We start from the raw sequence: 24,550 nt of genomic DNA, 5'->3' as shown, positions 1-24,550 counted from the left end.
CGCCCCGGTGCCGCGGCCGCGCGCGGCGCTCAGACGTCGCTCCGGTGGAACGACTGCCACGACCGGCTGGCCGTCGGCCCGCGCTGTCCCTGGTACCGCGAGCCGTACGCGTCCGAGCCGTACGGGTGCTCCGCCGGGGACGACAGGCGGAAGAAGCACATCTGGCCGATCTTCATGCCCGGCCACAGCGTGATCGGCAGCGTCGCGACGTTGCTCAGCTCCAGGGTGACGTGCCCGGAGAAGCCCGGATCGATGAACCCGGCCGTGCTGTGCGTGAGCAGACCCAGCCGGCCCAGCGACGACTTGCCCTCCAGCCGCGCGGCGACGTCGTCCGGCAGCGTGACCGACTCGAACGTGGAGCCCAGCACGAACTCGCCCGGGTGCAGCACGAACGGCTCGTCGGGTGACACCTCGACGAGCCGCGTGAGCTCGGGCTGCTCCTGCGACGGGTCGATGAACGGGTACTTGTGGTTGTCGAACAGCCGGAAGTACCGGTCGAGGCGGACGTCGATGCTGGAGGGCTGGAGCATCGCCGGGTCGTAGGGGTCGAGGACGACCCGCCCGGCGTCGAGCTCGGCCCGGATGTCGCGGTCGGAGAGCAGCACGGGGACACGGTAGTCGGGTCGGCGGGCGCGTGCCCCGTCGTCCCGATGACGGGGCACGCCGCGTCGTCGTGTACCCTGGGTGCCGCGCATGCCGCGGGATCCGACCCCGGCACTCTTCGGTACCTCGCATCGAAGCCAGGTCCGCGCGCAGACGGCAGTCCCGCCGTCGACGACGATCTCCGCCCGACGAACCGAACACCGACGTCACGCGGAGCGAGAGCAGAGCAGAGAGCATCACTTCTTCCACCATCGCCAGGCCCCCGTCCGCATCCGCGGCAGAGGGCAGCACCCGACCTACCCCCGTGTGGCGCCGGGCCGACGACGACCTGTGGGTCGCGACGGTCGACGGCGAGTACGGGGGCATGATCACCCGACTCCCGGACGGCTACCACGTGCACGACCGCTTCTCGCGGCCCGTCGCCGTCGTCCCCACGCTTGCCCAGGCGACGGGGCTCCACGCCCCGTCCCGCCACGGCACCCCGCGCGCTCGCCGAGCCCGCGCCCACACCGTCCGCACCCGTCCGGGTGCGACGACCGGACCCCGGTTCGCGGGTCCGTCGCATCAACGAGAGAAGACACCATGACCACCGGAACTGTGAAGTGGTTCAACGAGGAGAAGGGGTTCGGCTTCATCGCCCCCTCCGACGGCACCGCCGACGTGTTCGCGCACTACAGCGCGATCTCGGCCAGCGGCTTCCGTACCCTCGCCGAGGGCCAGCAGGTCGAGTTCGAGGTCACCCAGGGCCCCAAGGGTCTCCAGGCCTCGGACATCCGTCCGCTCTGACGCCGCCGCCGGCACGCCGTCCGCGGCGTGCCGGCCACCGGTTCGGAGCATCACCCCCGGTTGGGTATGATCGGGGCGCGCACACCGTCAGGTGCTGCTACGCGGGTGTAGTTCAATGGTAGAACTTCAGCTTCCCAAGCTGACAGCGCGGGTTCGATTCCCGTCACCCGCTCCATCACGAGGCCCGGACCGTTCGGTCCGGGCCTTCGTCGTCCCCGGACCGAGCGCGGGGTGCCGCGCCGACGGGACGACGACGGCCGGCGCCGATACGTTCGCGGGCATGAGCCTCGCGTCCCGGCTGCTGCGCACCCGCTGGTTCGTCCGCGCACCGATCGGGATGTTCCGTGCGGGTCTCGGCTTCCTCGCCGGGGGCCGGTTGCTGATGATGCAGCACCGCGGACGCCGCAGCGGGGAGCGGCGGTACGTCGTGCTCGAGGTCGTCGCGCGGCCGGGGCCGGACCGCGCCGTCGTCGTCGCCGGGCTCGGGCCGCGGTCGCAGTGGTTCCGCAACGTGCGGGCCGACCCGCGCGTGCTCGTGTCGATCGGCACGCGGCTCGACGTCCGGTCCCGCGCCGTCGTGCTCGCCCCGGACGAGGGCGCCGCGATCCTGCGCGCGTACACCGCCGCGCACCCCGGCCCGTGGGCGACGCTCGGCCCGGTCCTCGCCGAGTGGGCCGAGCCCCTCGCCCGCGAGCGGGGCGAGACGGACTGGCTCCGGGTCGTGCCGGTGGTCGAGCTGCGCCTCGGGTGAGCGCCCCGGGCGACGATTTCACCCGCCGGCCGGCCCACGTCACCCCCGCTCCGGTGGGCGGCACCGCAGGGTGGGTGCCTACGCTTCTGGGGCCGATCGCGCCCTCCCGGCGCGCATCCGGAGCCCAGGGGGAACCATGCAGGCACGCGCGACCACCGTCGTCGCTCTCGTCACCGCCGCGCTGCTCGCGGAGCCGCTCGCGGCCGTCGGCGCCCCGGCCGCGTCGGGCGCCGTCCCGAGCGCCGTCGCCCACGCCCCCGCCCAGGCCCTCCCCCAGGCCCCCGGCATCGACGACACGGTGCCGGACGACGTGGTCGACGACACGGTCCGCTGGCAGTCGTCCGTCACCCGGCCGGACCTCGCGCGTACCGCCGCCGCCCAGACGGACCGCAGGGTGCACCGGGTGGACGTCGCGGTCGCGACGCCGCGCTGGATGTCGAAGACCCGGGCGTCGCGGCTGATCCGGGACGCCGACGTCGACGCCCTGCTCGCCAAGGTGTCGACGTACTGGTCGACGCAGTCGGGCGGGCGGGTCCGGTTCGTGCGCTCCTCGGCCGTGAAGCGCGTCGAGACCGGCGACGGCCGGTGCACCACGACCGGTCGCATCCTCACGCAGGTGAAGCGCGGCGGCCGCGCGCACTACGGCGCCGACTGGATGGACTCCACGACGCGCGGCCCGGGCACGCGCGAGCACCTCGTGGTGCTCTTCCCGTACCTGCGGGGCGACTACCCCGGCGGCCCGCGCGAGTCGGAGACGTGCGGCGGCACGCTCGGGCTCGGCTCGCTGCCGAGCAAGGCGAGCCGGGACAACCCCGGCGGCTGGTCGTTCTCCCTGTTCGGCGGCCCGGGCGGCGCGACCCGCAGCTCCCGGTTCACGCACCCTCAGTACCGGACGGCGGTGTCCACGCTGGCGCACGAGCTCGGCCACAACATGGGCCTGGAGCACTCGGGCGTCGGCTGGTGCACGGGGAGCGTCCCGGACCGGACCTTCACGTCCTCCCGCTGCGGCGCGGTCGAGGGGCTCGACCCGATGGACCTCATGGGCGCCGACTTCGCCGCGGTCGGCACCGCCCCGCTGTCCGGCGCCCAGAAGAAGCGCCTCGGCGTGCTCCCGGCGTCCGACGTCGTGACCGTCACGAAGAAGGGCGGCGCCCGCACCGTCACGCTCGACGCCCGGCACCGGACCACCAGCCGCCCCACCCTGCTGCGCGCCGTCGACCCGAAGACGGGGCAGTACTACTACGTGGAGCTCCGGCGCCCGTCCGGGGCCACGTACCGGCGCCTCGGCGGCATGCCGTGGCGGGCGGCGGGCAACTACACGGTCTCGTACGGCGTCACGGTGAGCCGTCTCGGGTGGCGGGGCTCGACCTGGGCCTATCCCGGCGAGCACCTGATCGTGCCGATGGGCAAGGAGTCCGCCCGGCGGTCGAACCTGCGCGAGGGGTCGTCGTTCACGACCCGCTCCGGCGCGATGCGGCTCACCGTGCGCTCCACGTCCGCCGGCGTCGCCACCGTCCGGGTGACGTTCCCCCGGACCTGAACCGCGCCGTCAGCGCCGGGTGCGCGGGCGCAGCCGCACGTCGGGCAGCACCGGCGCGCGCAGCGGCCCGCTCGCGTAGCCGTGCACCTCGCCGAACCGGCGGCCCGCGGCGCCGTCGGCGTACCGCGTCGGGGTGCCCTCGCCCGAGTCGGCGACCTGCGCCATCCAGTCCGCGCGGGCCCGCGCCACGTCGTCGTGCGTGCGCCCCACGAAGTTCCACCACATGACGACGTCCTCGGTGAACGGCTCCCCGCCGATGAGGACGGCGCGCACGGGCGAGGCGCCCGCCGTCACGACGAGCCGGTCGCGGCCGGGGGCCACGTAGCCGAGCTCGGCGGGCGGTACGACCTCGCCCTCGAGGCGGGCGTCACCGGCGTCGACGAGCAGGGCGTGCTCGAAGCCCGGGGCGGTCCCCAGCGTGACGCTCCCGCCCGCGGGCAGGTCGAGCTGGGCGCCGACGAGCGGCGTGTACGTGCGGGCCGGGGACACGAGCCGCTCCCCCGCGACCTCGAGCTCGCCCATGAACACCTGCACGCGCGCGCCGTCCGCGGTCGCCACGGGCAGGTCGCCGTGGTGCTCGAAGTGCGGCTCGGACGTGCGGTCGGCCTCGGGCAGCACCGTCCACAGCTGGACGCCGTGCAGCCGAGGCGGGCGCCCCTCGGCGGGCGACTCCTCCGAGTGCGAGATGCCGACGCCCGCGGTCATGAGGTTGAGCTCCCCGGGCCGCACCGTCTGCAGGGACCCCACCGAGTCGCGGTGCAGGATCTCGCCCGCGAACAGCCACGAGACGGTCTGCAGCCCGATGTGCGGGTGCGGCGGCACCTGCATCCCCGTCGACGTCGACACGTCGTCCGGCCCGTAGTGGTCGCAGAAGCACCAGGCACCCACGAGGGACCGCTGCCGCTGCGGGATGGTGCGCCGCACGTTCATCGCGCGGGGACCGCCGAGGGGGACGTCGCGGGCGGTCAGCAGCTCGACGCCGGCCGGGCGGTCGCCGGCGGTGCAGGTGCGCTCGGCGGGACGCGTCTCGAGGTTGCTCATGGCCCGAGCGTAGGCCGCGCGGTGCGGCCGGCGAACCCAGGACCCGGGAAATGCCGAGGCCCCCCGGGGCGGCCGGGGGGCCTCGGAGAGAACCGCGTACCCCTGATCGACGGTCCCGGGGACCAGGGGTGCCGTGGCGACGTCACGACCCCGACCGCTCGCCGTGTCCCGTCGAGGCCTGGTGCGTCGTCGCCTCTGCAGAACCCGTTCTCCACGAACAGCCGGACGCGGGTGGTCTTCCGGCCCCGTACAGGCACCTGTGTCGTCACCCACAACCCGCACCGCGGTACGGGACGGCCCGTCGTTCTCCGGTCGACCGTGTCCCGTGGAGCGGGCAGGCGGCCGCCCTCTCGGGTGATCGTCGACCCGATCTCCGCAAGACCGGTACGCACGTTTCTAGACCTGCTACGGGTGCGGTGCAAGGGGTGTGGAGCAGGTTTTCCGGGTGGATCCTCCGGCCACAGGCTCGTCCACAGGGCGACCCGCGGAATCCCCACGTCACCCACAGCCCTGTGGAAGAAATTTGTGGACGACGCGCCGGGCGCGACACGCCCCACCCGCCCGCCGGGTCACCGCGCCGCCCGCGACAGGCCCGGCGCCGCCCCGCCCGGCTCGACCCACGATCCGCAGGATCTCGCGGTTCCCGCGGGGGTTCGGTCCGTCCGGCCCCGCACCTCCGCACGACCCGACGTGAGCCCACCGCACACCGTTCCACGGTGGAACGTCGCAGGTGAGGGACCACGGGAAGGCGGTCACCGTCCACCCCGCCCTGTGGACAGCGGCTGTGGACAGCGGCTGTGGACGGCGCTCCTCACACCCAGGCGCGCGACCCCGGGGTCGGGCTCGCGCGGCGCAGCTCCAGCTCACGGGCCGTCACCTCGAACCCCGCGTCGTCGAGGACGGCGCCGCCGGCCCGGCCGAGCAGCAGGGTCGCGACCCTCGCCAGCAGGGCCCGCGCCCGGTCCCGGGCGATGACGTGCAGGCCCGACGGGTCGGAGACCTGGAGCTCGTACGGGTCCTGCGGCCGCCACTCCAGGCGGACGACGGTCGCGGGAGCCCCGTCGGGCCACGACCGGGTCTCGAGCGCGCGCGGCAGCCCGCCCGCCGCCTCCTGGGTGACCACCAGGTCGCCGTCGTACGCGGTCCGGGCCAGCACCCGGTGGCCGGGGCCGCCCGGCACGGCCGCGAGCGTGGCGGTGGCGACCACGGCCCGCACCACCTCGAGCAGCTCCCCGGCGGGCACCGGCCGCGCCGGCCGGACCGAGAGGTCGACGGAGGCGCCGGGGTCGGGGCGCAGCACCTGCCGTCCGTCGGCGAGCAGGAGCCCCGAGGTGCGCCGGGCCACCGCGACCGCCCAGCCGACGAGCCGCAGCTCCTCCCCCACGGGCAGCGCCGCGGCGAACGCCCGTGCGATCCCGTCGCGGTCGTCGTGCACGGCGGGTCGGCCGCCCCGGACGTCGAGCGCGCCGTCCGCGCGGCCCAGCGCCCAGGCCTCCGCCGGGTGCGCGCACCCCAGCGCCGCCGCCGCGTCGGCGTCGAGCGGGAAGGGCCCCGTGGCGCGGTGCTCCTCGCCGAGCCGCAGCACGCCGGCGGCGGGCCGGGCCGCGGCCCGCACGCCGTGGAACCGCGCCCCGCCCGCGGGCCGGGCGGGCGCCGCGGTGGACGGTTCGCTCAGCCAGCGGACGTCGTCGAACCAGGCCGCCGCCAACCCGGGCAGGTCGTGGCTCGGCCCGACGCCGTCGTCGGCCGGGCGCGGCACGACGAGCACGTGGTCGGAGGTGTGCTCCGCGGGGACGAGCGCCGGGACGGAGGCCATGGCGCGGACCGTACCGGTCGCACCGTCACCCCCGTGTCACGACCGTGTTGCGAACGTGTGACCTGCGGAGACGCGCGGGCGGTGCCGTCCGTCAGGCGCGCACGTCGTGCAGGTGGTGCACCACGTCGTGCAGGAAGTACCGCCCCAGCGTGCGGACGGTGAAGACCGAGCCGTTGGACCGGCGGCCGGTGCGCTCCGCCTCGCCGGGCGCGACGGCGTCGAACGCCGCGGCGACGGCCGCGCCGTCGGCGTCGAGCTCGGCGACCAGGGTCGCGACGTCCTGGTGGGCGTAGTCGCCCTCGAGCGCCGCGACGTCCTGGTCCCAGTTCGCGAACGCCGGGTCGTCCTCGGCGAGCATCAGCGCGAGGCGCTCGTCGAAGATCCGGAAGACGTCGCGCACGTGGGCGCCGTACTCGAGCGTGGACCACACGTCGGGACGGGGCCGCTCGGCGACGTCGGGGCGGCCGAGGGCGGCGCGCCAGCGGGGCAGCGTCCCGCGCACGGCCTGGCCGACGTCCGACGGCTCCACGCCCGCGGCCGAGAAGCCGCACTCGGGACAGGGGCGCTCGAGCACCCAGGTCCAGTCCTTGGTGTCCGGGACGATGCCGTCCGGCTGTGCGGTGGGGTCGGTCACACCGGAACCCTAGCGTCCCGAGGTGCTGACAACGGATGCCTATGATGTCAGCATGCCCAAGATCATCGGGAAGAGCCTGCACGAGCACCGCCAGATGACCCGGCACAAGCTGTTCACCGCCCTCTCGACGCTGATGTCCGAGCGGGGGTTCGACTCCGTGACGCTGGCCGACATCGCGACGGCGGCCGGCGTCGGTCGCACCGCGGTCTACAACCACTTCCCCGACAAGGAAGCGCTGCTGCTGGGGTTCATCACCCACGAGACCGAGCAGTACGCACAAACCCTGGAGCGGGCACTCGCCGAGGTGGACGATCCGGTCGAACAGCTCCGGACGTACATCCGCCAGCAGGCCCAGCTCACCCGCGTCTTCCACCTCGCCCCCGGCCCGGACCTGCGCACCGTGCTGTCGCGCACCACGCAGGCGCGGCTCCGCGAGCACGCGGAGATCGTGGAGTCGATCCTCAAGCGCATCCTGCGCGCGGGGATCGCGGAGGGAGAGTTCCCCGAGCAGGACATCGAACCGACCGTGCAGCTGGTCAACGCGTGCCTGTCGGGCCGGCTCATCCCGGACGACCCCGCCGCGCGCGAGCGCGCGATCCGCGCCACCGAGGCGTTCGTGCTGCGCGCCGTCGGCGCCCGCGTCGCCGCGGCCTGAGAGCTCCGCCCGGCCGCCGTCCCCCGCCTGCCCGGCGGCCTACCAGGCGTCGGCGGGCAGGTGGTGGTGCTCCGGCGGGGGCGGCTGGTACGGCTCCGGCACCGGCGCGAGGTGCGCCCGCGCGAACTTCAGCGCCGCCTGCAGGTCGGCGTGCCGCTCGCTCGCGGTGCGCGCCTTGCGCGTCGAGATCTCGACGACGACGTCGCCCGCGTAGTCGCGTCGCGCCAGCTCCTCCAGCACCTTGTCGCACGCCATGTCGCCGCGGCCGGGCACCATGTGCTCGTCGCGGCCCGACGCCGTCCCGTCGGCGAGGTGCACGTGCCGCAGCTTGTCGCCGAAGCCGTGCACCAGCGCCAGCCCGTCCTGGTGGGCGATCGCCGCATGGGAGAGGTCGAGGGTCACGGCGTCGTAGTCGTGGTCCGCGGGGTCCCATCCGGGCAGGTAGGCCTTGAGCTCCCGGTCGCCGCGGGAGCGCGGCTTCCACGGGTACATGTTCTCCACGGCGACGGTGACGCCGTCGGCCTCGTGGACGCTGGCCTCGTTGAGCTCGTGGACGAGGTCCTGGAACTGCCGTGCGTACTTGTACTGCCACCGGAACGGCGGGTGCACCACGACGGTCGGGGCCCCGAGCTCGCCCGCCATGTCGACGGCGCGGCGCAGCTTGTCGGCCGGCGACCGGCCCCACACCCGCTGGCTGACCAGGAGCGTCGGGGCGTGCACGGAGCGGATCGGCATGCCGTGCTCGTCGGAGAGGCGCCGCAGCGCCGCGGGGTCCTGCGTGGCGGGGTCGGACCACACCATGACCTCGACGCCGTCGTACCCGAGCTCGGCCGCGACCTCGAACGCGAACGCCGCGCGACGTGGGTACACCGAGGCGGTCGACAGCGTCACGGGGACTGCCTGTGCTTCGCGCGGTTCGGCCATGCTCCGCACGATAGCCGCCGCAACTGGACGGAGGCTGACAAGCGGCTGTCCCCCGCCCGCGCGCACGACGACCGATAGGGTCGCGGCATGGTGCGTGCGGTGGTGTTCGACGTCGGCGAGACCCTCATCGACGAGACCCGGATCTGGACCCGCTGGGCCGACCGCCTGGGGGTGCCCGCACTGACGTTCCTGGGGATCCTCGGCGGGTGCGCGGCCCTCGACCTGTCGCACCGGCACGCGTTCGAGATGGTGCGACCGGACCTCGACGTCCCCGCCGAGATCGAGCGGTGGGCGACGGACGACCCGACCGGCCTGCGGGAGAACTTCGACGCCGACGACCTCTACCCCGACGTGCGCGAGGCGCTGGCCGCGCTGCGCGCCGCCGGGCTCGCCGTCGTCGTCGCGGGGAACCAGCCGCCCCAGGCGCGCGCCGCGCTCGAGGCGATGGACCTGCCCGTCGACGCGATCCGCACCTCCGACGAGTGGGGCGTGCAGAAGCCCGAACCGGAGTTCTTCGCGAAGGTCGCCGAGCTCACCGGCGTGCCCGCCACCGAGATCGCGTACGTCGGCGACCGGCTCGACAACGACGTCCTGCCCGCCGCCGACGCCGGGATGGTGCCGATCCTGGTCCGGCGCGGCCCGTGGGGCTTCCTGCACGCCGAGCGCCCCGAGGCGGCGCGCGCGACCGTCGTCGACTCCCTCCTCGAGCTGCCCGCGCTCCTCGCGGGCTGAGCAGCCGCTACGCTCGCGCGCGTGCTCACCAAGACGGCGGTCTCCGACGCACAGGTCGTCGCGCTGCTCGCGCCGCTCGGCGTCGTGCGACGCGTCATCCCGCTGAGCGGCGGCCTGTTCGCGAGCGTGCTGCGCGCGGACCTCGCCGACGGGCGGACGGTGGTGGTCAAGGTGACCGGCGCGGACACGTCCCGCCTGCTGCGCTACGAGCACGGCGTGCTCGGCACGGAGGCGGCGGTCGACCGGGTGGCCCACGCCGCCGGGCTGCCCGTGCCGCGGGTGCTGCACCTCGACACGACCCGCGCCCACGTGGACGGCGACGCCCTCGTCACGACCTTCCTCGACGGCGACCTGTGGAGCACCCTCGAGCTGGACGGGGCGACCGCCGGCCGGGCCCGCCGCTCGTTGGGCGCCCTCATGGCCCGGCTGCACCGCCTCGCCCGCGACGACGACGCCCGCGACCGGTTCGGGTACCCGGCACCCGAGTCGGGGCTCGCCGCCGCCACCTGGCCGGAGGCGTTCGCCGGGATGGTGCGCGCCGCCCTCGACGACGCCGCCCGCTGGGGCGTCGACCTGCCCGCCGGCCGCCTCGTGGCCGCCGTCGAGCGGCACCACGACCTGCTCGCCGCCGTCACGACGCCGCGGCTCGTGCACGCCGACCTGTGGCCGGGCAACCTCCTGCTCGACCCCGTCGACCGCACGGTGGTCGGGGCGATCGACGCCGAGCGGGCGCTGTGGGGCGACCCCCTGTTCGAGCTGGTCGGCGCCGACCAGCTCGGCGCCGGCGCGGTGGACGCGGACCTGCTCGCCGGGTACCGGGACGCCGGCGGGGACCTGGGCGTCGGCGACGGCACGCCCGGGTCGGGCGACCCCGACGCCTGGCAGCGCCTGCGGCTCTACCGGGCGTACTTCGCCTGCCTCCTGGTCGTGGAGATCGTGCCCCGCGCGTACGAGGGCGACTGGGTGGCCGGGTACGTGCGCACCGCACGCGCCAACCTCCAGCGGGTGCTGGACGAGCTGGACGCCTGACGCGTCAGCCGGTCCAGCCGAGCCGGCCGAGGGCGTTGAGGGCGAGCAGCACGCCCAGGATCCCGAGCGCCCACCCCGTGAGCTCGGCGGCGTTCCTCGACAGCCACCTCTCCAGCCGTGCCAGCAACGGCTCGACGAACCGTGCGGCGACGAGCCGCCCGCCCAGCAGCAGCAGCGCCGGCAGCACCATGACCACGCAGTACGCGGCGAGGACGCCGACGCTCGTGCCGGTGCCCAGGTCCGACGTCGTGATGAGGCCGATCGCCGCCAGGTACGGCAGCATCGTGCCGACCTCGAGCGCCACCGCGCCGAGCGCCAGACCCAGCAGCGGCAGCAGCGACGCGTGCGGCGCCGCGACCGTCGACGTCGGGGTCGTGCCGGGCAGCAGGCCCGGCACGGGGCCGCCGGGCGTCGTCGTCCCCGCCTCGATGCCCATCGCCCGCGCCCGCCAGCGCACCAGCCGCCCGGGCTTCGCGCCCTGGCGCGCGGCCCGGGCCTCGGCCTTCTTGCCGTCGAAGCGCCAGCTGATGGCGAACAGGAAGACGCCGAGGGCGAGCTGCAGCAGCATCGCCGGCCGCGAGTCCAGCGCGTCGCCGTACCGGTCCAGCAGGGCGCCCGCGCCGAGCATCACCGCGATCCCCACGGCGAGGTAGAAGCCGGCGACGGTGCCGAGGTAGGCGAGCAGCCGCGCCGGGCGGGGGCGGCCGGGCGCCATGAGCAGCCACACGGGGATGAGCAGGGTGCCGAAGCTGGTCGAGTCGATCAGCGCCAGCACGACCAGCGCTCCCGCGAGCACGCCGAGGCCCGCGCCTTCCAGCCCGCCGACGTCGATGAGGTCCATGCCGACGATCCTCGCGGCGCGGCACGGATGCCGTCGTCGCCCGAACGACTGATCCTGCACCGTGGTGGGACACGCGGCACGGGTACACCCTTCGACCGATCCGCCGCGGGACGCCCTGTGCTGGGATGGTGCGGTGACGACCGACCGCCCCGCCCCCACCCTCCTCGGGAGGCTCGTGCGGGTGTGGGGCGGCGACGACCGGCGCGGCGACGTCACGACCGCGGTGACGCTGTTCCTCCTCGGCTGGCTGTTCCTCGAGGTCGGGCTCGTCGACCTCTACACCTGGGACCCGCCCCTGACGGCCCGGGCCGAGCCCTGGTGGCGGGTGGCGCTCCTGGCGGTCGGCTGCGCGTTCACCCTCGCCAAGCGGTCGCGGCCGATGCTGGCGCTCGCGGGCGGCGCCGTCGTGACGGCGGTCGACGTCCTGTGGGGCGGCAGCCTCGCGATCATGCTCGTGTTCTGGGACCTGCTGTACGCGGCCGCGCTGTGGACGGGCCCGACGGCGCGACGTTGGCTGTGGAGCACGGCGCTCGTGCTGGCGGTGGGCGGTGCGATCGCGGTCGGCGAGGTGACCCGGGACGCGCGGATGTTCGTCTACGCGGGCCTGCAGTTCGGCGCGATCCTGCTGGTGCCGATGTGGTGGGCCGACAACGTGCGGCAGAAGTCCGAGCTCGCGGCGGTGGAGCGCGCACGGGCCGACGAGGCCGCCCGGGCGGCGGAGCTGGAGCGCAAGCGCGCCTCGGACCTCGAACGGATCGCCGAGCTCGACCGGCACGAGGCCGTGCGGGCGGAGCGGGCCGCGATGGCGCGCGACCTGCACGACGTCATCGCCTCGCACCTGTCGACGATCGCGATCCACTCCGGCGCCGCCCTGGCCGTCCCGCCGGACGTCGCACGCGACCGCGGAGCGCTGGAGCAGGTGCGGGCGAGCGCGGTCGCGTCGCTCACGGAGATGCGGTCCATGATCGAGCTGCTGCGCGCCGACTCGGCGCGCGACCCGCTCGCCGCCCCCGGGCGGCTCGACCGCCTGGACGACCTGCTCGACCTCGCCCGGGCGGGCGGCACGGTCGTGACGGCCGACGACCCGGACGGGGTCGCCCGCGCCGAGCTGCCCGCCGCCGTCGGGCACGCCCTGTACCGGATCGCGCAGGAGTCGCTCACCAACGCCCGCAAGCACGCGCCCGGGGCGCCGGTGACGGTGCGCCTGACCCGCGAGCCCCGGCCCCGCGGCGGTGCGGTGGCGCTGGAGGTGCGGAACGCGGCTCCGCCGACGGGGCAGGGTTCGCCCGCCGGCGCGGCCGGGCTGCCGCTCAGCGCCGGGACGGGCATGCTCACGATGCGCGAGCGTGCGGAGGCGCTCGGCGGCACCTTCGAGGCCGCCGCGACGGACGACGGCGGGTGGGCCGTGCGCGCGCGGGTGCCGGCCGGTGCGGAGAACGGCCGAGAGAGCGGGGGAACCAGGGGATGACGACGCCAGCGACCCGGGACGGCGCGGCAGGCGGCACGGCGGGCGGCACGGCAGGTGGCACGGTCCGCGTGCTGATCGCGGACGACCACGCCGCGATCCGCGCCGGGCTGCGGATGCTCCTGGACGCGGCGGACGACGTCGAGGTGGTGGGCGAGGCGGCCGACGGAGACGCCGCGGTGACGAACGCCCGCGCGCTGCGCCCCGACGTCGTGCTCATGGACCTGCGCATGCCGGGGACGGACGGCATCGCCGCCACGCGCGCCATCGCCGCCCAGGGCCTCGCGGACGTCCTGGTGCTCACCACGTTCGACCTGGACGAGTACGTGGACGGCGCGCTGCGCGCGGGCGCCGCCGGGTTCCTGCTCAAGACGGCGGAGCCCGCCGCGCTGCTCGACGCCGTGCGCCGCGTCGCGGCCGGCGACGGTGTCCTCGCGCCCGAGGTCACCCGCCGCGTGCTCGCCCAGCTGTCGGGGACCGGCGTCGCGCCGGCCGCCATGCCCGCCGCCGCCGGGCCGCCGAGCCTCGTGGACCCCCGGCTCGGGGACCTCACGCCGCGCGAGGTCGACGTGCTGGGCGCCCTGGGCCGAGGGCTGTCCAACCAGGGCATCGCGGACGAGCTGGTGATCACGGAGGCGACGGCCAAGACCCACGTGTCGCGCGTGCTCGCGAAGCTGGGCGTGGTGTCGCGGATGCAGGCGGCGATCGTCGCGCGGGACGTCGGCCTGGCCTGACGCCGACCTGACACCTCTGTTGACAGTGCCGCAACCGGCAACGCGATCACCGCGACGACACGCCGCTCGACACGCCGACGCGTCAGCCGACCGGGGCGAGGCCCGGGCTGCGCACCACCCGCGCGGCGTGGGCCGCGGCCGCGGCGAGCGCCTCGGCGAGGTCCGCCCCGCCCAGGTGGGCGTCGAGGAAGCCGGCGAAGAACCCGTCGCCCGCGCCGTTGGTGTCCACGACGTCGTCCACCAGTTCGGCGGGGACGTCCACGAAGCCGTCGGCGGTGAGGGCCGTGGCGCCGCGGGCGCCGTGCGTGCACACCACCAGCCGGGCCCCGGCGTCGAGCCGCTCGGCCATGAAGGCGCGGTGGTCGGGAAGCCGGTCGGAGCTGAGGAACACGTGCGTGCCGGCGTCGGCCCACGGGCGGTGGAACGCGGTGGCTCCGTCGTAGTCGTGCAGGTCCACCCACACGTCGCGGCCCCGCTCGGCGGCCGCGACCAGGACCGGGACGGAGTGCGCCGCGAGGTCGACGACGACGGCCGCGGCGGCGTCCACCGCCGCGAGCGCCGCGTCCCAGCCGGGCCCTGTGGCGGCGACCTCTCCGGGCGCGCGCAGGTAGACGGACAGCCGGCCGCCGCCGGTGTCCATGAGGTTGAGGTGGCTCTCGGTGCGCCCGTCCGGGGACGGTTCCGCGAGCACGCGCACCCCGGCGTCGTCGAGCACCGCGCGCACGCGGGCGCCCTCGTCGTCGTCCCCGAGCACCGTGCGCAGCACGACGCCGCGCCCCAGGCTCGCCAGGTTGAGCGCCTTGCCGGCCGAGGTGCCGCCGACCGTGTCGTACGCGCCGCGCGCGAACACGGTGTGGGGCGTGGGATCGGGCAGCGCGTCGAGGTGCACGATCCGGTTCCAGGACGCGGGGCCGGCGACGAGGACGTCGGCGGTGCTCGGTGTGGTGCTCGGTGTGGCGCTCGGTGTGGTGCTCGGTGTGGTCACGACCGGCACCCTAGGGTGCCGCGGCCTCGGCCCGCGTCAGCCGCGCAGCGGCAGGCTGAGCGTCGCGTCGCCGTCGGGCGTGACGCGCACGGGCACGCCCCAGTCCTGCTGCGCCAGGTGGCAGGCGGGGAAGACGTCGGGGTCGGGCTCGCCGTCCGGGCCGAGAGGGACGACGTCGCACGACGCCGCCTTCGCGGTCACGTGCAGCACGCCCTCGGCGACGTCCGGGTTCAGCACCAGCACCCGGTCCAGGTCGGTCCCGTCGCCCGCGCCGTCGAGCAGCAGCTCGGGCGGGGTGGCGCTGACGCGCAGCTCGGTGGACGGGCCCCAGCGGACGTCGAGTTTCTGGCCCGGGGCGGGCACGAACGGCACGTCCAGGCGCAGCTCGCCGGGCGCGACCTCCGTCGCCGGGCGCGCCACCCGGTGCGCACCGCCGTCGAGCACCTGGCCCGCGACGTCGGCGGGCAGCGCGACCCGGGTCAGCCGGTGCGCGGCGGACTCCACGACGAGCAGGTGGACCGCGTCGTCGGACGTCTCGACGAGCACGTCGCTCGGCTCCGCGAGGCCGGTGGCGAGCGTCGTCACGGTCTCCGCCGCCGGGTCGTACCGGCGGAGAGCGCCGTTGTACGTGTCGGCGACGACGACGCTGCCGTCGGGGAGCGACGCCACGCCCAGCGGGTGCTGCAGCAGCGCCTCGCCGGCCGCGCCGTCGCGGTGGCCGAAGTCGAACAGCCCCTGCCCGACGGCCGTGCTCACGGCGACCGTCCCGTCCGCGGCGGGCACGACGCGGCGCAGGGCCGACGTCTCGGCATCGGCGAGCCAGAGCGCGTCGGCGGCGTCGGGGCCGCTCGCGGCGGCCAGACCGGACGGCTGCGCGAACCACGCGTCGGCGCCCGGCCCGTCCTCCAGCCCCTCGTTCATCGTGCCGGCGAGCAGCCGGATCGAGCCGTGACCGTCGCTCGCCACCGGGTCGAACGCCCACAGCGTGTGGTTCCCGGCCATCGCGACGACGAACGCGCCGAGGCGCGGCGACCACGCGACGTCCCACGGGGAGCTGAGGCGCACGGCGGCCGCGGGGTAGGTCGCGGCCGGGTCGAACGCGTCGGTCGACCCGACGACGTTCTCCTGCCCGCCCACCATGAACTGCTCGCCCGTGCCGGCCACCGTCCGCACGCGCCCGGTCGCCAGGTCGACGCCGCGCAGCGCGTGGTTCACCGTGTCGGCGACGAGCACGTCGTACCCGAGCGCCGGGCGCAGCTCGTCCGGCACGCGGCACAGACCGTTCGGCTCGCTGAACCGCGCCTCGTCGGGGGCCGCGTCGCCGCGGGAGTCGGCGAGCCCGCGCTCGCCGGAGCCGATGCGCCGCACCAGGGTCTCGCCGTCGGGCGCGAGCTCCGCCAGCGAGTGGTGCCCGGCGTCGGCCACGAGCAGGTTCCCGGACGGCAGCGCGACCGCCTTGGCCGGGAAGCGCAGCGTGCCCGACGTCGGCTCGGGCGGCACGTACGGCCCGTCGCCGCGGTGCAGCGTGCCCTTCGCGTCGTGCTCGGCGACCAGCTCGTCCACGATCGCCTCGATCGCCGACGCGTGCCCCTCCCCCGCCATCTGCGCCACGACGTACCCCTCCGGGTCGACGACGACGAGCGTCGGCCAGGCCCGGGCCGTGTACGCGCCCCACGTGACCAGCTCCGGGTCGTCGAGCACCGGGTGGTGCACCTCGTACCGCTCGACGGCGGCGGCCAGCGCGTCCGGGTCCGCCTCGTGCGCGAACTTGGGCGAGTGCACGCCCACGATCACCAGCTCGTCGCGGTGCCGCTCCTCCAGCTCGCGCAGCTCGTCCAGCACGTGCAGGCAGTTGATGCAGCAGAAGGTCCAGAAGTCGAGGACGACGACCTTGCCGCGCAGGTCGGCCAGCGTGACGTCGCGGCCGCCGGTGTTGAGCCAGCCGCGGCCGACCAGCTCGGAGGCACGGACGCGGGGCAGTCGGGAGGAGCTCACCGATCCATTCTGCGGGATCGGCCGGGTTCACCCGTGTCACGGCGGCCCGGCGACCGGGACGGCCGCCACACTGTGCCCATGACCGACGACTCCGGCGCGCCCGCTGCAGCTCCCGTCCCCGCCGCCGGCGGTTCCGTCGACCCCGAGTTCCCGCCCCGCAAGCCGTCCGCCACGGCGCTGGTGGTGGGGATCGTCCTGCTGGTCGTCGGGCTGGTCCTGTTCCAGGCGGGCCAGCAGATGTTCGTCGACGGGATGGTCGTCCTGGAGGACGGGCAGCCCCCGAGCGGCGACGTGCCGTACTACCTCGGCCTGATCACCGCGGCGGTCGGCCTGGTCGTCGTCCTCGCCGAGGTCTGGCGACTCGCCAAGCAGCTCGACGTCGTCTACAACCGGGCGATCGGCGCTCCCCCGGGCGGCGAGTGACGAGCCGCGGTGACGATCGCCCGTGACGCCGCTCAGGCGGCGTCCGGCAGCTCGACGGCGTTGGCCGCCCTGTGGATGGGCGCCGTCATCGCGGCCATTATGCGGTCCTTGCCGGGCAGCCTGTCCATGACCCGCAGCATCGCGAGCGAGGCGCGCACCTGCCCACGGGTGGCGACCACCATCCGTTTGATGTTCGCCGGTCCGAGCGCCTGGTTCGCCGCCACGAACGGGCGCATCCGGCGCTCGTAGTCCGCGAACGCGGCGGCGGGGTCGTCGTGCGCGTCGAGGGCGGCGGCCAGCACGTACGCGCCGACGAGCGCCAGGCTCGTGCCCTGCCCGGACGCCGCCGAGGCGCAGTACGCGGCGTCGCCGAGCAGCACGGTGCGGCCGGCCGACCACCGCTCGGCGCGCACCTGGCTGAGGGAGTCGAACAGCAGGTCGGGCGAGGCGGGCACGTCGGCCAGCAGGCCGGGCACCTCCCAGCCCTCGCCGGCGTACGCGTCGGCGAGCAGGCGCTCGCGTTCCGCGCGCCCGAGGTCCCGGTGGCCGAGGGGCCCCGACGACCACAGGAACATCGCCCGCGCGCCCTCCTCCCGCGCCGTGGCGTAGACCAGGGCGGTGCGGCCAGGCCCCACGTAGGTGACCTCCTCGCGGTCGAGGTCGAGCCGGTTGGGGACGGTCGCCACGGCGACGTAGTACCCGAGGTCGAGGACGTGCCGCTCGTCCGGCCCGAGCACCAGGTTCCGCGTCCGGGAGCGCAGCCCGTCGGCGCCGACGACGACGTCGTAGCGCCCCGTGCGGCCGGAGGCGAGCTCCACCTCCACGCCGTCGCCGGTGTCCACCAGGGACCGGATCGAGTCGCCGTGGACGTGCTCGGCGCGGGCCGCCCCCTCGCGCAGCAGGCGGTGCAGGTCGCCGCGCAGCAGCTCGACGTCGTCGTGCGCGCGCCCGCCGAAGGTGTCGCCGTCCATGCTGGCTGCCCGGCGCCCGCGGGCGTCGACGACGGTGCCCGCGCGGACCTCCGTGCGCAGGCTCCGCGCCTCGTCGAGCAGGCCCATGCGGTCCAGGACCTGCAGCGCGGCGCCCCGCACGTCGACCTTGTAGCCGCCGTCGCGGGGCGCGGGCGCCTGCTCGACGACGGTCACGACGTCGCCGCGGGCGGCGAGCCGGTGCGCGAGCGCGAGGCCGGCGACGCCGCCGCCGGAGACGAGGACGGAGCGGTTCATGGGAGTTCTCCTGACCCTGGGAAGGTGGCGCGCACCACGCTAGACCCGACTCAGACGATCGTGCAAGACGTTCGTTTCAGACGTTCGAGCTAGCATGGGCGTCATGCGCTCCACCGACAACAGGGCCGCGCTCCTCGCCGCCGCCCGGACCTGCCTACGCGACAAGGGGTACGCCCGCACGTCGGCACGCGACGTCGCCACCACCGCAGGCGTGAGCCTCGCGGCGATCGGGTACCACTTCGGGAGCAAGGAGGCGCTGCTCGACGCGGCCCTCGTCGACGCCCTGCGCGACTGGGGCGACGCGTTGGAGGCCATCGGCGCCGAGGACCTGGGGGCGTCGCCGGGCGAGCGGTTCCGCGCGGTGTGGCGGCGGGTCATGGCGTCGGTCGCCGACGACCGCGCCCTCTGGGCGGTGCAGCTCGAGCTCGTCGCGGCCGCCGCGCGCGACCCGGAGCGGGCCGCCGCCGTCGCCGCCGACAACGCGCACGCCCGCGCCGCGCTGGCCGAGCTCTTCGGGGTCCCCGACGCCCAGGGCGCGCTCGTGCAGATGCTGCTGCTGGGGGCGGTGTCGCGGGTGCTCCTCGACCCCGACGACGCCGTCGGCGCGGACGAGCTGCTGGAGCAGGTGGCCGCGCTCGCGGCGCTGGCCGCCTGAGCGTCAGGACGTCAGAGCGCGGTGACCGCGCCGACCACCGTCACCTGCACGGGGACGCCGTCCACCTGGGGCGGCACGTCCTTGCGCGCGCTGAGGGAGACGACGTTCACCTGCAGCACCCAGTCCGTCTCGTCGCCGCGCTGGGCGAGGCCGACGCCGCGCACCCCCTCGACGCTCTCGAGCGCCTCGCGCAGGGCGGGCTTCGCGGCGCGCGCCTCGTCGATCGTGACCATGGAACACCTCCGACCCCTCCATTGTGCGCCACCCGCCGACAGGGCCGCAGTCCGGGTGCCGTGACCTGCGCCCCTATCGCACGGTCGGGCCCTCGACCTCCACGGGGCCCTGCGGGGACCGGCGTTCGATCCGCAGGTCGAGGGTGCTCCGGGACGTCGGGGCGACCGTGATCCGGGCCTCGCCCTCGCCGGCGTCGATGGCGCGCACGTGCAGGTGCCCGTCCTTGAGCTTGATCGCGAACTGGTTCGGCCCCGCGACGAACCGCACCTCCCGGTCGTCGTCGATCACCGTGGGGCCCAGGGGGAGATTCTTCGCCATGGGTACAGCATGCCTGCCACCCGGGCCGCCCCCGCCGGCCCTGGTCGACGGTACAGATCTCCGTGTACCGTCAGCGGGGTGACGAGCCTCCCGCTGCACCCCCTGCCGTCCGCCCGCCGCGCGCTCCTCGAGCGCCGGGTGCGCTGGATCGTCGCCGCGACGATCACGTACAACGTCGTCGAGGCGGTCGTGGCCATCGCGGCGGGGCGCGCGGCGTCGTCGGCGGCGCTGGTCGGCTTCGGCCTGGACTCCGTGGTCGAGGTGCTGTCGGCGGCCGCGGTCGCCTGGCAGTTCGCGGCGCCGGACCCGCACCGCCGCGAGCGCACGGCGCTGCGGCTCATCGCGGTGTCGTTCTTCGGGCTGGCGCTGTTCGTCACCGTCGACGCCGCCCGCACGCTGCTCGGCGCGGCCGACCCGGACCACTCCCCCGTCGGCATCGCTCTCGCGGCGGTCAGCCTCACGGTGATGCCGTTCCTGTCGTGGGCCGAGCGGCGCACCGGCCGCGAGCTCGGCTCGGCGTCCGCCGTCGCCGACTCGAAGCAGACCCTGATCTGCACGTACCTGTCGGCGGTGCTGCTGGTCGGGCTCGTCCTCAACGCCACGCTCGGCTGGTCGTGGGCCGACCCGCTCGCGGCGCTCGTCATCGCCGGGTTCGCGGTGCGCGAGGGCGTCGAGGCCTGGCGCGGCGACGCCTGCTGCACCCCTGTCGGGGCGCTCCTCGCAGGTGACGAGGGGTGCGACGACGACAGGTGCGACGACGGCTGCTGCGCTCCCCCTGACGGCGGGGCGGCCGGTCCGCGCTGACCGTGCGGCGGCACCGTCGCCGCCGGCCACCCCGCCGGGTCGTGCGGTCTCAGGCGGGCACGCGTGCGTGCCGCTCGCGCAGCCCGGCGTCGAGCGCGGCGAGGACCTCGCGCGCCCGCTCGACGTCCCACCTCGTGCCCTGGAGCTCGAACTCGAGCAGCACCGGGCGCCCGGACGCACGCGCCACCTGCCGCGCCGCCGCCTGGTAGTGCGGGCCGAAGTTCCGGTTGCCCGACCCCATCACGCCCACGAGCCGGCGTCGCGTCACGGGGTCGCGCAGGAACCGGCGCACCGGCTCGGGGAGGGTGTCGTTGTCCGGGTTGCCGGTCTTGTACGACGGCGTCACCAGCACCCACGGACCGGCCGGCACCGCACGGCGCACCGCGCGGTCGCCGAGGTCGTGGGCGGGGCGGCCGAGGCGCTCGCAGAACTGGCGCACCATGCCCGACGCGGACGACGCGAAGTACACCTCGACCTGGTCGGACGGTGCCTGCTCGGGCGACATCGGGCCTCCTGACTGGGCGGCTGCGGGGCCGCCGGGACGACACCTCCAGCCTGCTCCCGGCACCCGTGGGACGGCGACCCCGGGCGCCATGGGATCGATCACGCGGCGCCGTCATCTCGGCGGCGCGCCCTCACCGGCGCGGACGCGATCTCGCTGCGGCACCGCCCCGTCCGCGACAAGATGGGTGACATGAGCACCGAGATCCCGTCCCTGCCCCTGAACAACGGCACGTCGATCCCGCAGCTCGGCTACGGCGTCTTCAAGGTCCCGCCGGAGGAGACGCGCGAGCTGGTGCTGACCGCCCTCGAGGCGGGCTACCGGCACATCGACACCGCGCAGATGTACCGCAACGAGCGGGGCGTCGGCGAGGCCATCGCCGCGGCCGGGCTGCCGCGCGACGAGCTCTTCGTCACCACCAAGCTGAACAACGCGTTCCACGAGCACGACGCCGCGCTGGAGGCGTTCGACCGGTCGCTCGAGGAGCTCGGCCTCGACCACGTGGACCTGTTCCTCATCCACTGGCCGCTGCCCGCCGTCGGTCGGTTCGTCGAGGCGTGGGGAGCGCTCGAGGAGCTGTACCGCTCGGGCCGCACCCGCGCGATCGGCACGTCGAACTTCCAGCCGCACCATCTGCGCCGCATCCTCGCGGAGGGCACCGTGGTGCCCGCCGTCAACCAGGTGGAGATCCACCCGTGGTTCGGCAACGAGGAGGTCCGCGCGTTCGACGCCGAGCACGACATCGTCACCGAGGCCTGGTCCCCTCTGGGCCGCGGCCGCGTGCTGGAGGACCCGACCCTCGCCCGCATCGCCGCCGAGCACGGCCGCACCCCCGCCCAGGTGGTGCTGCGCTGGCACGTGCAGCGCGGCGACGTCGTCTTCCCCAAGTCCGCGACGCCCTCGCGCATCCGCGAGAACCTGGAGATCTTCGACTTCGAGCTCTCCGGCGGCGACATGGCCTCCATCACCGGCCTCGACCGCGGCGAGCGCATCGGCTCCCACCCCGACGAGATGAACAACACCGGCCGCTGACCGATCGCCGCGAGCACGAAGGGGGCCCACTCCCGCTCGCGAGAGCGGGCCCCCTTCATGCGCACCGCACGTCACACGGCCTTGCGGGTGGCGCGGATCCCGACGAGCAGGCCGACGGCGCACGTGGCGGCCGCGGCGACGACCCCCCACAGGACGGCGCTGTCGGCGAACGTGCCGCCGAACAGCACGCGCTCGGCGTCGACCATGTAGGTGAGCGGGTTGAACTTCGCCGCGGTCTGCATCCACGACGGGCCGGCCTCGAGCGGCAGCATCATCCCGGACAGGATGAGCAGCGGGAACAGCAGCGACTGCTGCACGCCCCAGAACAGCCACTCCCGGTTCTTCGACGCCAGGGCCAGGGCGTGCGACAGCGCCCCGATCCCGACACCGAACACGCCGAGCAGCACCAGGCCGGCGAGTGCGGGCAGCACATGGAACGTGAACCCGAAGGGGATGCACACGACGGCGATGAGCAGCCCCTGCGCCAGCAGCGGCGCGAACTCCTTGAGCGCGCGGCCCACGAGGATCGCCGAGCGGTCCAGCGGCGTCGCGAGCACCCGCTCGTAGGAGCCGGTCATGATCTCGTACAGCAGGTTCGAGCCGGTCATCGAGGTGCCGAACAGCGAGATCATGACGATCACCCCGGGCACGAACCACTGCAGGGTGTCCGCCGTGCTCGCTCCCCCGCCGCCGAAGCCACCACCGAACGTGCCGGTGAGCAGCGGCCCGAACAGGCCGAGGAAGATCAGCGGCTGCAGCAGCGAGAAGATCAGCGTGAACGGGTCGCGCAGCACCAGCAGGATCTCGCGGGTGAAGACCGCCCCCGTGTCCGAGACGAACTTGCCCGGCCCGGTGCGCGTGACGATGCGCGGCGCCTCGTGCTGCGCCGTCGTCGTGGTGGTGCGGGTCTGCTCGGTCATGCTGCCGCCTCCTCGCGCAGGCTCCGGCCGGTGAGGTTGAGGAACACGTCGTCGAGGCTGGCCTGGCGGGCGCTCGCCGACGTCGTGGCGATGCCGGCCACCCGGAGCGCCTCGATGACGGCGGGCAGCGCCTCGGCGCCCTGCGCCGTGCCGACCCGCACCTGCAGCCCGGCGTCCTGCGCCGTGAGCTCGACGTCGCCGAGAGCGTCCGGCAGCGCGGCCCGGACCGCCCCGCCGTCGTCGGTCGCGACGACGACGGTGAGGGTGTCGTCGGCGTACCGACGCTTGAGCGCGTCGGGCGCGGCGTCCGCGATGATCTCGCCGTGGTCGATGACGACGACGCGCTCGGCCATGCTGTCCGCCTCGTCGAGGTAGTGCGTGGTGAGCACCACGGTCATCCCGTACCGCTCGCGCATCGCCGTGATGTGCCCCCACAGGTTGGCCCGCGAGTGCGGGTCGAGACCGGTGGTGGGCTCGTCGAGGAACAGCAGCGGGGGGTGGTTCATCAGCCCGAGCGCGACGTCGAGCCGGCGACGCTGGCCGCCCGACAGCGACTGCACCGACCGCTTCTCGAGGCCGCCCAGCTCGAGCGCCGCCATGAGGTCGGCGGCGCGCTCCCTGTAGACCTCCGGCGGCAGCCCGTAGAAGCGGCCCTGGTTGTGCAGCTCGTCGGCCACCTTGTAGCTGAAGCCGCCGCCGTTGCCCTGCCCGATGAAGCCCAGCCGGGCCCGCACCTGCGCGGGGCTCTTGACGACGTCGTACCCGGCCACGGTGGCCTCGCCCGCCGTCGGCTCCAGGAGCGACGTCAGCATCCGCAGCGTCGTGGACTTGCCGGCCCCGTTGGGCCCGAGGAAGGCGACGAGCTCGCCCTCCGCCACGTCGACGTCGATCGCCTTGACCGCCTCGACGGTCTCCTTGCGACGGCTGAACGTCTTGGTCAGCCCTCGTGCTCGAATCATCTCCGCACCTCTTCCACCCTCATCTCTCGTACGCTGTACTGGAACTAGTCTCGACTCTAGCCAGGGGGTCCGACAAGACCCGTGCGCGAGGACGAGACCGCCGGGATGGGAGGATGACGAGCCATGTCGAGCACTTCGCCTCAGCCGCCGGACGACGGCGTCCCCCGCCCGCCCGAGGTCGTGCGGCGGCTGGCACTGCTGTGGGACCCGCCGCAGCCGTCGGGCCGCGGCCGCCGGGCCCGGCTGACCCTCGACGACGTCGTCGGCGCGGGCACCGCGATCGCCGACGCCGACGGGCTGGAAGGGCTGTCGATGCGGAAGGTCGCGGCGCGTCTCGGCGTCGGCGCGATGTCGCTGTACACGTACGTGCCGGGGCGCACGGAGCTGCTGGACCTCATGATCGACCGGGCCTTCGCCGAGCTCGGGCTGCCGCCCGCCACGGCGACCTGGCGCGACGGCCTCGCCGCGTACGCGCGCGCACACTGGGAGCTGTTCCAGCGCCACCCGTGGATCCTGCAGACCAACATGTGGCGCCTGCCCCTCACCCCGTCGGTCCTCGACGCGCAGGAGTGCGGGCTGCGCACCCTCGTGGACACCGGGCTGCCGGAGCGTCAGGTGGTGGAGATCGTCGGGCTCGTCGACGCGTTCGTGCGCGGGCTGGCGCGCTCGACCGTCGCGGAGTCCGCGGAGAAGGACGCCTCCGGGCAGAGCAACGACGAGTACTGGACGTCGATGAGCAGCTTCTGGGTGGACCACTTCGACCCGCAGCGCTACCCCACCATGCTGCGGATCTGGGACGCGGGCGGCTTCGACGCCGAGGCCACGCCGTTCGAGGCCTCGCTGGAGCGGCTGCTCGACTCCGTGGGCATGGCGATCGACCGCGCGCGCGGGACTTCCCAACCCGGCGGCTCGTCCCTACGATGAACTGGTCCAGACCACCGTCCCG

At 75.1% G+C, this 24,550-nt stretch carries 27 protein-coding genes and 1 tRNA gene; 14 read left to right on the top strand and 14 right to left on the bottom strand.

Translation table 11 applies throughout. The features are described from left to right. Positions 1-29: 29 nt before the first annotated feature. Entirely contained in the window at positions 30-605 is a 576-nt protein-coding gene (gene dcd, locus ACFQ80_RS05015) for a dCTP deaminase (protein WP_430551677.1), read from the bottom strand. 580 nt (positions 606-1,185) lie between these two features. Here dcd and ACFQ80_RS05010 point away from each other — a divergent pair. From ACFQ80_RS05010 to ACFQ80_RS04995, 4 genes are all read left to right on the top strand, one after another. After that, on the top strand, positions 1,186-1,389 hold the full coding sequence (locus ACFQ80_RS05010) for a cold-shock protein (RefSeq protein ID WP_430551676.1): 204 nt from the start codon (positions 1,186-1,188) through the stop codon (positions 1,387-1,389). 101 nt (positions 1,390-1,490) lie between these two features. Then, a tRNA-Gly gene (locus ACFQ80_RS05005) sits at positions 1,491-1,564 on the top strand. Positions 1,565-1,669: 105 nt separating this feature from the next. Next, complete coding sequence (locus tag ACFQ80_RS05000) at positions 1,670-2,140, top strand: nitroreductase family deazaflavin-dependent oxidoreductase (protein WP_430562789.1); 471 nt, start codon at positions 1,670-1,672, stop codon at positions 2,138-2,140. Positions 2,141-2,276: 136 nt separating this feature from the next. Further along, complete coding sequence (locus tag ACFQ80_RS04995; protein WP_430562788.1) at positions 2,277-3,680, top strand: hypothetical protein; 1,404 nt, start codon at positions 2,277-2,279, stop codon at positions 3,678-3,680. Positions 3,681-3,689: 9 nt separating this feature from the next. Here ACFQ80_RS04995 and ACFQ80_RS04990 read toward each other — a convergent pair whose 3' ends face one another. The 3 genes from ACFQ80_RS04990 to ACFQ80_RS04980 form a co-directional block, all read right to left on the bottom strand. Then, positions 3,690-4,721: a pirin family protein gene (locus ACFQ80_RS04990; protein WP_430562787.1), complete on the bottom strand. Its 1,032-nt coding sequence runs from the start codon at positions 4,719-4,721 to the stop codon at positions 3,690-3,692. Between the two features lie 811 nt (positions 4,722-5,532). Continuing rightward, positions 5,533-6,537, bottom strand: coding sequence for a hypothetical protein (locus ACFQ80_RS04985; RefSeq protein WP_430562786.1), 1,005 nt, complete (start codon positions 6,535-6,537; stop codon positions 5,533-5,535). Between the two features lie 91 nt (positions 6,538-6,628). Next, positions 6,629-7,171 carry a DinB family protein gene (locus tag ACFQ80_RS04980; protein WP_430562785.1) on the bottom strand — a complete coding sequence of 181 codons (543 nt, stop codon included), beginning with the start codon at positions 7,169-7,171 and terminating at the stop codon, positions 6,629-6,631. 52 nt (positions 7,172-7,223) lie between these two features. On the opposite strand from ACFQ80_RS04980, the gene ACFQ80_RS04975 reads away from it, so the two are divergent. Then, positions 7,224-7,826 carry a TetR/AcrR family transcriptional regulator gene (locus tag ACFQ80_RS04975; RefSeq protein ID WP_429735477.1) on the top strand — a complete coding sequence of 201 codons (603 nt, stop codon included), beginning with the start codon at positions 7,224-7,226 and terminating at the stop codon, positions 7,824-7,826. Between the two features lie 39 nt (positions 7,827-7,865). Here ACFQ80_RS04975 and ACFQ80_RS04970 read toward each other — a convergent pair whose 3' ends face one another. After that, complete coding sequence (locus tag ACFQ80_RS04970; RefSeq protein WP_430551670.1) at positions 7,866-8,750, bottom strand: sugar phosphate isomerase/epimerase family protein; 885 nt, start codon at positions 8,748-8,750, stop codon at positions 7,866-7,868. 87 nt (positions 8,751-8,837) lie between these two features. Between ACFQ80_RS04970 and ACFQ80_RS04965 the strand changes: the two genes are divergently transcribed. Both ACFQ80_RS04965 and ACFQ80_RS04960 read left to right on the top strand, forming a co-directional pair. Further along, a complete protein-coding gene (locus ACFQ80_RS04965) occupies positions 8,838-9,482 on the top strand; it encodes an HAD family hydrolase (protein WP_430562784.1) in 645 nt (214 codons plus the stop codon). A 21-nt stretch (positions 9,483-9,503) separates the two neighbouring features. Then, positions 9,504-10,511: a phosphotransferase family protein gene (locus ACFQ80_RS04960; RefSeq protein WP_430551668.1), complete on the top strand. Its 1,008-nt coding sequence runs from the start codon at positions 9,504-9,506 to the stop codon at positions 10,509-10,511. Between the two features lie 4 nt (positions 10,512-10,515). Here ACFQ80_RS04960 and ACFQ80_RS04955 read toward each other — a convergent pair whose 3' ends face one another. Continuing rightward, the gene (locus ACFQ80_RS04955) at positions 10,516-11,352 is read right to left on the bottom strand and encodes a GAP family protein (protein WP_430551667.1); all 837 of its coding nucleotides are present in this window, start codon (positions 11,350-11,352) and stop codon (positions 10,516-10,518) included. Between the two features lie 133 nt (positions 11,353-11,485). Between ACFQ80_RS04955 and ACFQ80_RS04950 the strand changes: the two genes are divergently transcribed. Then, positions 11,486-12,820 (top strand): sensor histidine kinase, encoded by a 1,335-nt coding sequence (locus tag ACFQ80_RS04950; RefSeq protein ID WP_430562783.1) that lies wholly within the window; start codon positions 11,486-11,488, stop codon positions 12,818-12,820. 113 nt (positions 12,821-12,933) lie between these two features. Continuing rightward, on the top strand, positions 12,934-13,551 hold the full coding sequence (locus ACFQ80_RS04945) for a response regulator (RefSeq protein WP_430551711.1): 618 nt from the start codon (positions 12,934-12,936) through the stop codon (positions 13,549-13,551). Positions 13,552-13,633: 82 nt separating this feature from the next. On the opposite strand, the gene ACFQ80_RS04940 is transcribed toward ACFQ80_RS04945, so the two are convergent. After that, positions 13,634-14,536 (bottom strand): carbohydrate kinase family protein, encoded by a 903-nt coding sequence (locus ACFQ80_RS04940; RefSeq protein ID WP_430562782.1) that lies wholly within the window; start codon positions 14,534-14,536, stop codon positions 13,634-13,636. 36 nt (positions 14,537-14,572) lie between these two features. Continuing rightward, entirely contained in the window at positions 14,573-16,531 is a 1,959-nt protein-coding gene (locus ACFQ80_RS04935; protein WP_430562781.1) for an NHL domain-containing thioredoxin family protein, read from the bottom strand. Between the two features lie 78 nt (positions 16,532-16,609). Between ACFQ80_RS04935 and ACFQ80_RS04930 the strand changes: the two genes are divergently transcribed. Further along, the gene (locus tag ACFQ80_RS04930; RefSeq protein WP_430562780.1) at positions 16,610-16,954 is read left to right on the top strand and encodes a hypothetical protein; all 345 of its coding nucleotides are present in this window, start codon (positions 16,610-16,612) and stop codon (positions 16,952-16,954) included. A gap of 32 nt (positions 16,955-16,986) precedes the next feature. Here the strand turns inward: ACFQ80_RS04930 and ACFQ80_RS04925 are convergent, their stop codons facing one another. After that, the gene (locus ACFQ80_RS04925; protein WP_430562779.1) at positions 16,987-18,180 is read right to left on the bottom strand and encodes an FAD-dependent monooxygenase; all 1,194 of its coding nucleotides are present in this window, start codon (positions 18,178-18,180) and stop codon (positions 16,987-16,989) included. A 103-nt stretch (positions 18,181-18,283) separates the two neighbouring features. Between ACFQ80_RS04925 and ACFQ80_RS04920 the strand changes: the two genes are divergently transcribed. After that, positions 18,284-18,835: a TetR/AcrR family transcriptional regulator gene (locus ACFQ80_RS04920; RefSeq protein ID WP_430562778.1), complete on the top strand. Its 552-nt coding sequence runs from the start codon at positions 18,284-18,286 to the stop codon at positions 18,833-18,835. Between the two features lie 11 nt (positions 18,836-18,846). Here the strand turns inward: ACFQ80_RS04920 and ACFQ80_RS04915 are convergent, their stop codons facing one another. Together ACFQ80_RS04915 and ACFQ80_RS04910 are read right to left on the bottom strand one after the other, a co-directional pair. Next, positions 18,847-19,068, bottom strand: coding sequence for a hypothetical protein (locus ACFQ80_RS04915; protein ID WP_430551660.1), 222 nt, complete (start codon positions 19,066-19,068; stop codon positions 18,847-18,849). A gap of 73 nt (positions 19,069-19,141) precedes the next feature. Further along, positions 19,142-19,387, bottom strand: a complete 246-nt coding sequence (locus ACFQ80_RS04910; RefSeq protein ID WP_430562777.1) for a hypothetical protein — start codon at positions 19,385-19,387, stop codon at positions 19,142-19,144. A 78-nt stretch (positions 19,388-19,465) separates the two neighbouring features. On the opposite strand from ACFQ80_RS04910, the gene ACFQ80_RS04905 reads away from it, so the two are divergent. Beyond that, on the top strand, positions 19,466-20,191 hold the full coding sequence (locus tag ACFQ80_RS04905) for a cation transporter (RefSeq protein ID WP_430562776.1): 726 nt from the start codon (positions 19,466-19,468) through the stop codon (positions 20,189-20,191). Between the two features lie 49 nt (positions 20,192-20,240). Here ACFQ80_RS04905 and ACFQ80_RS04900 read toward each other — a convergent pair whose 3' ends face one another. After that, positions 20,241-20,696 (bottom strand): ribonucleotide reductase stimulatory protein, encoded by a 456-nt coding sequence (locus ACFQ80_RS04900; protein WP_430562775.1) that lies wholly within the window; start codon positions 20,694-20,696, stop codon positions 20,241-20,243. A 189-nt stretch (positions 20,697-20,885) separates the two neighbouring features. Between ACFQ80_RS04900 and ACFQ80_RS04895 the strand changes: the two genes are divergently transcribed. Next, complete coding sequence (locus tag ACFQ80_RS04895) at positions 20,886-21,725, top strand: aldo/keto reductase (RefSeq protein WP_430562774.1); 840 nt, start codon at positions 20,886-20,888, stop codon at positions 21,723-21,725. A 71-nt stretch (positions 21,726-21,796) separates the two neighbouring features. Here the strand turns inward: ACFQ80_RS04895 and ACFQ80_RS04890 are convergent, their stop codons facing one another. Together ACFQ80_RS04890 and ACFQ80_RS04885 are read right to left on the bottom strand one after the other, a co-directional pair. After that, the gene (locus tag ACFQ80_RS04890) at positions 21,797-22,645 is read right to left on the bottom strand and encodes an ABC transporter permease (protein ID WP_430562773.1); all 849 of its coding nucleotides are present in this window, start codon (positions 22,643-22,645) and stop codon (positions 21,797-21,799) included. Then, the gene (locus ACFQ80_RS04885; protein ID WP_430551655.1) at positions 22,642-23,604 is read right to left on the bottom strand and encodes an ATP-binding cassette domain-containing protein; all 963 of its coding nucleotides are present in this window, start codon (positions 23,602-23,604) and stop codon (positions 22,642-22,644) included. Before ACFQ80_RS04885 ends, ACFQ80_RS04890 begins: the two co-directional genes overlap by 4 nt. 123 nt (positions 23,605-23,727) lie before the next feature. Here ACFQ80_RS04885 and ACFQ80_RS04880 point away from each other — a divergent pair, with 123 nt between their 5' ends. After that, complete coding sequence (locus ACFQ80_RS04880; protein ID WP_430562772.1) at positions 23,728-24,528, top strand: TetR/AcrR family transcriptional regulator; 801 nt, start codon at positions 23,728-23,730, stop codon at positions 24,526-24,528. Positions 24,529-24,550 lie beyond the last annotated feature (22 nt).

Origin of the sequence: Isoptericola sp. NPDC056578 (genome assembly GCF_042793275.1) — a bacterium.
GTDB lineage: Bacteria > Actinomycetota > Actinomycetes > Actinomycetales > Cellulomonadaceae > Isoptericola.
Note: the sequence above shows the minus strand (reverse complement) of the source record. Positions and strands in the feature narration are given on the sequence as shown.

Excerpts from the sequence above, each read along its gene's own strand:
- ACFQ80_RS05010 (WP_430551676.1), top strand. The coding sequence starts at position 1,186 with ATGACCACCGGAACTGTGAAGTGGTTCAACGAGGAGAAGGGGTTCGGC.
- ACFQ80_RS05000 (WP_430562789.1), top strand. The coding sequence starts at position 1,670 with ATGAGCCTCGCGTCCCGGCTGCTGCGCACCCGCTGGTTCGTCCGCGCA.
- ACFQ80_RS04995 (WP_430562788.1), top strand. The coding sequence starts at position 2,277 with ATGCAGGCACGCGCGACCACCGTCGTCGCTCTCGTCACCGCCGCGCTG.
- ACFQ80_RS04990 (WP_430562787.1), bottom strand. The coding sequence starts at position 4,721 with ATGAGCAACCTCGAGACGCGTCCCGCCGAGCGCACCTGCACCGCCGGC.
- ACFQ80_RS04985 (WP_430562786.1), bottom strand. The coding sequence starts at position 6,537 with ATGGCCTCCGTCCCGGCGCTCGTCCCCGCGGAGCACACCTCCGACCAC.
- ACFQ80_RS04975 (WP_429735477.1), top strand. The coding sequence starts at position 7,224 with ATGCCCAAGATCATCGGGAAGAGCCTGCACGAGCACCGCCAGATGACC.
- ACFQ80_RS04970 (WP_430551670.1), bottom strand. The coding sequence starts at position 8,750 with ATGGCCGAACCGCGCGAAGCACAGGCAGTCCCCGTGACGCTGTCGACC.
- ACFQ80_RS04965 (WP_430562784.1), top strand. The coding sequence starts at position 8,838 with ATGGTGCGTGCGGTGGTGTTCGACGTCGGCGAGACCCTCATCGACGAG.
- ACFQ80_RS04955 (WP_430551667.1), bottom strand. The coding sequence starts at position 11,352 with ATGGACCTCATCGACGTCGGCGGGCTGGAAGGCGCGGGCCTCGGCGTG.
- ACFQ80_RS04945 (WP_430551711.1), top strand. The coding sequence starts at position 12,934 with ATGCTCCTGGACGCGGCGGACGACGTCGAGGTGGTGGGCGAGGCGGCC.
- ACFQ80_RS04930 (WP_430562780.1), top strand. The coding sequence starts at position 16,610 with ATGACCGACGACTCCGGCGCGCCCGCTGCAGCTCCCGTCCCCGCCGCC.
- ACFQ80_RS04925 (WP_430562779.1), bottom strand. The coding sequence starts at position 18,180 with ATGAACCGCTCCGTCCTCGTCTCCGGCGGCGGCGTCGCCGGCCTCGCG.
- ACFQ80_RS04920 (WP_430562778.1), top strand. The coding sequence starts at position 18,284 with ATGCGCTCCACCGACAACAGGGCCGCGCTCCTCGCCGCCGCCCGGACC.
- ACFQ80_RS04915 (WP_430551660.1), bottom strand. The coding sequence starts at position 19,068 with ATGGTCACGATCGACGAGGCGCGCGCCGCGAAGCCCGCCCTGCGCGAG.
- ACFQ80_RS04910 (WP_430562777.1), bottom strand. The coding sequence starts at position 19,387 with ATGGCGAAGAATCTCCCCCTGGGCCCCACGGTGATCGACGACGACCGG.
- ACFQ80_RS04900 (WP_430562775.1), bottom strand. The coding sequence starts at position 20,696 with ATGTCGCCCGAGCAGGCACCGTCCGACCAGGTCGAGGTGTACTTCGCG.
- ACFQ80_RS04895 (WP_430562774.1), top strand. The coding sequence starts at position 20,886 with ATGAGCACCGAGATCCCGTCCCTGCCCCTGAACAACGGCACGTCGATC.
- ACFQ80_RS04890 (WP_430562773.1), bottom strand. The coding sequence starts at position 22,645 with ATGACCGAGCAGACCCGCACCACCACGACGACGGCGCAGCACGAGGCG.
- ACFQ80_RS04885 (WP_430551655.1), bottom strand. The coding sequence starts at position 23,604 with ATGATTCGAGCACGAGGGCTGACCAAGACGTTCAGCCGTCGCAAGGAG.
- ACFQ80_RS04880 (WP_430562772.1), top strand. The coding sequence starts at position 23,728 with ATGTCGAGCACTTCGCCTCAGCCGCCGGACGACGGCGTCCCCCGCCCG.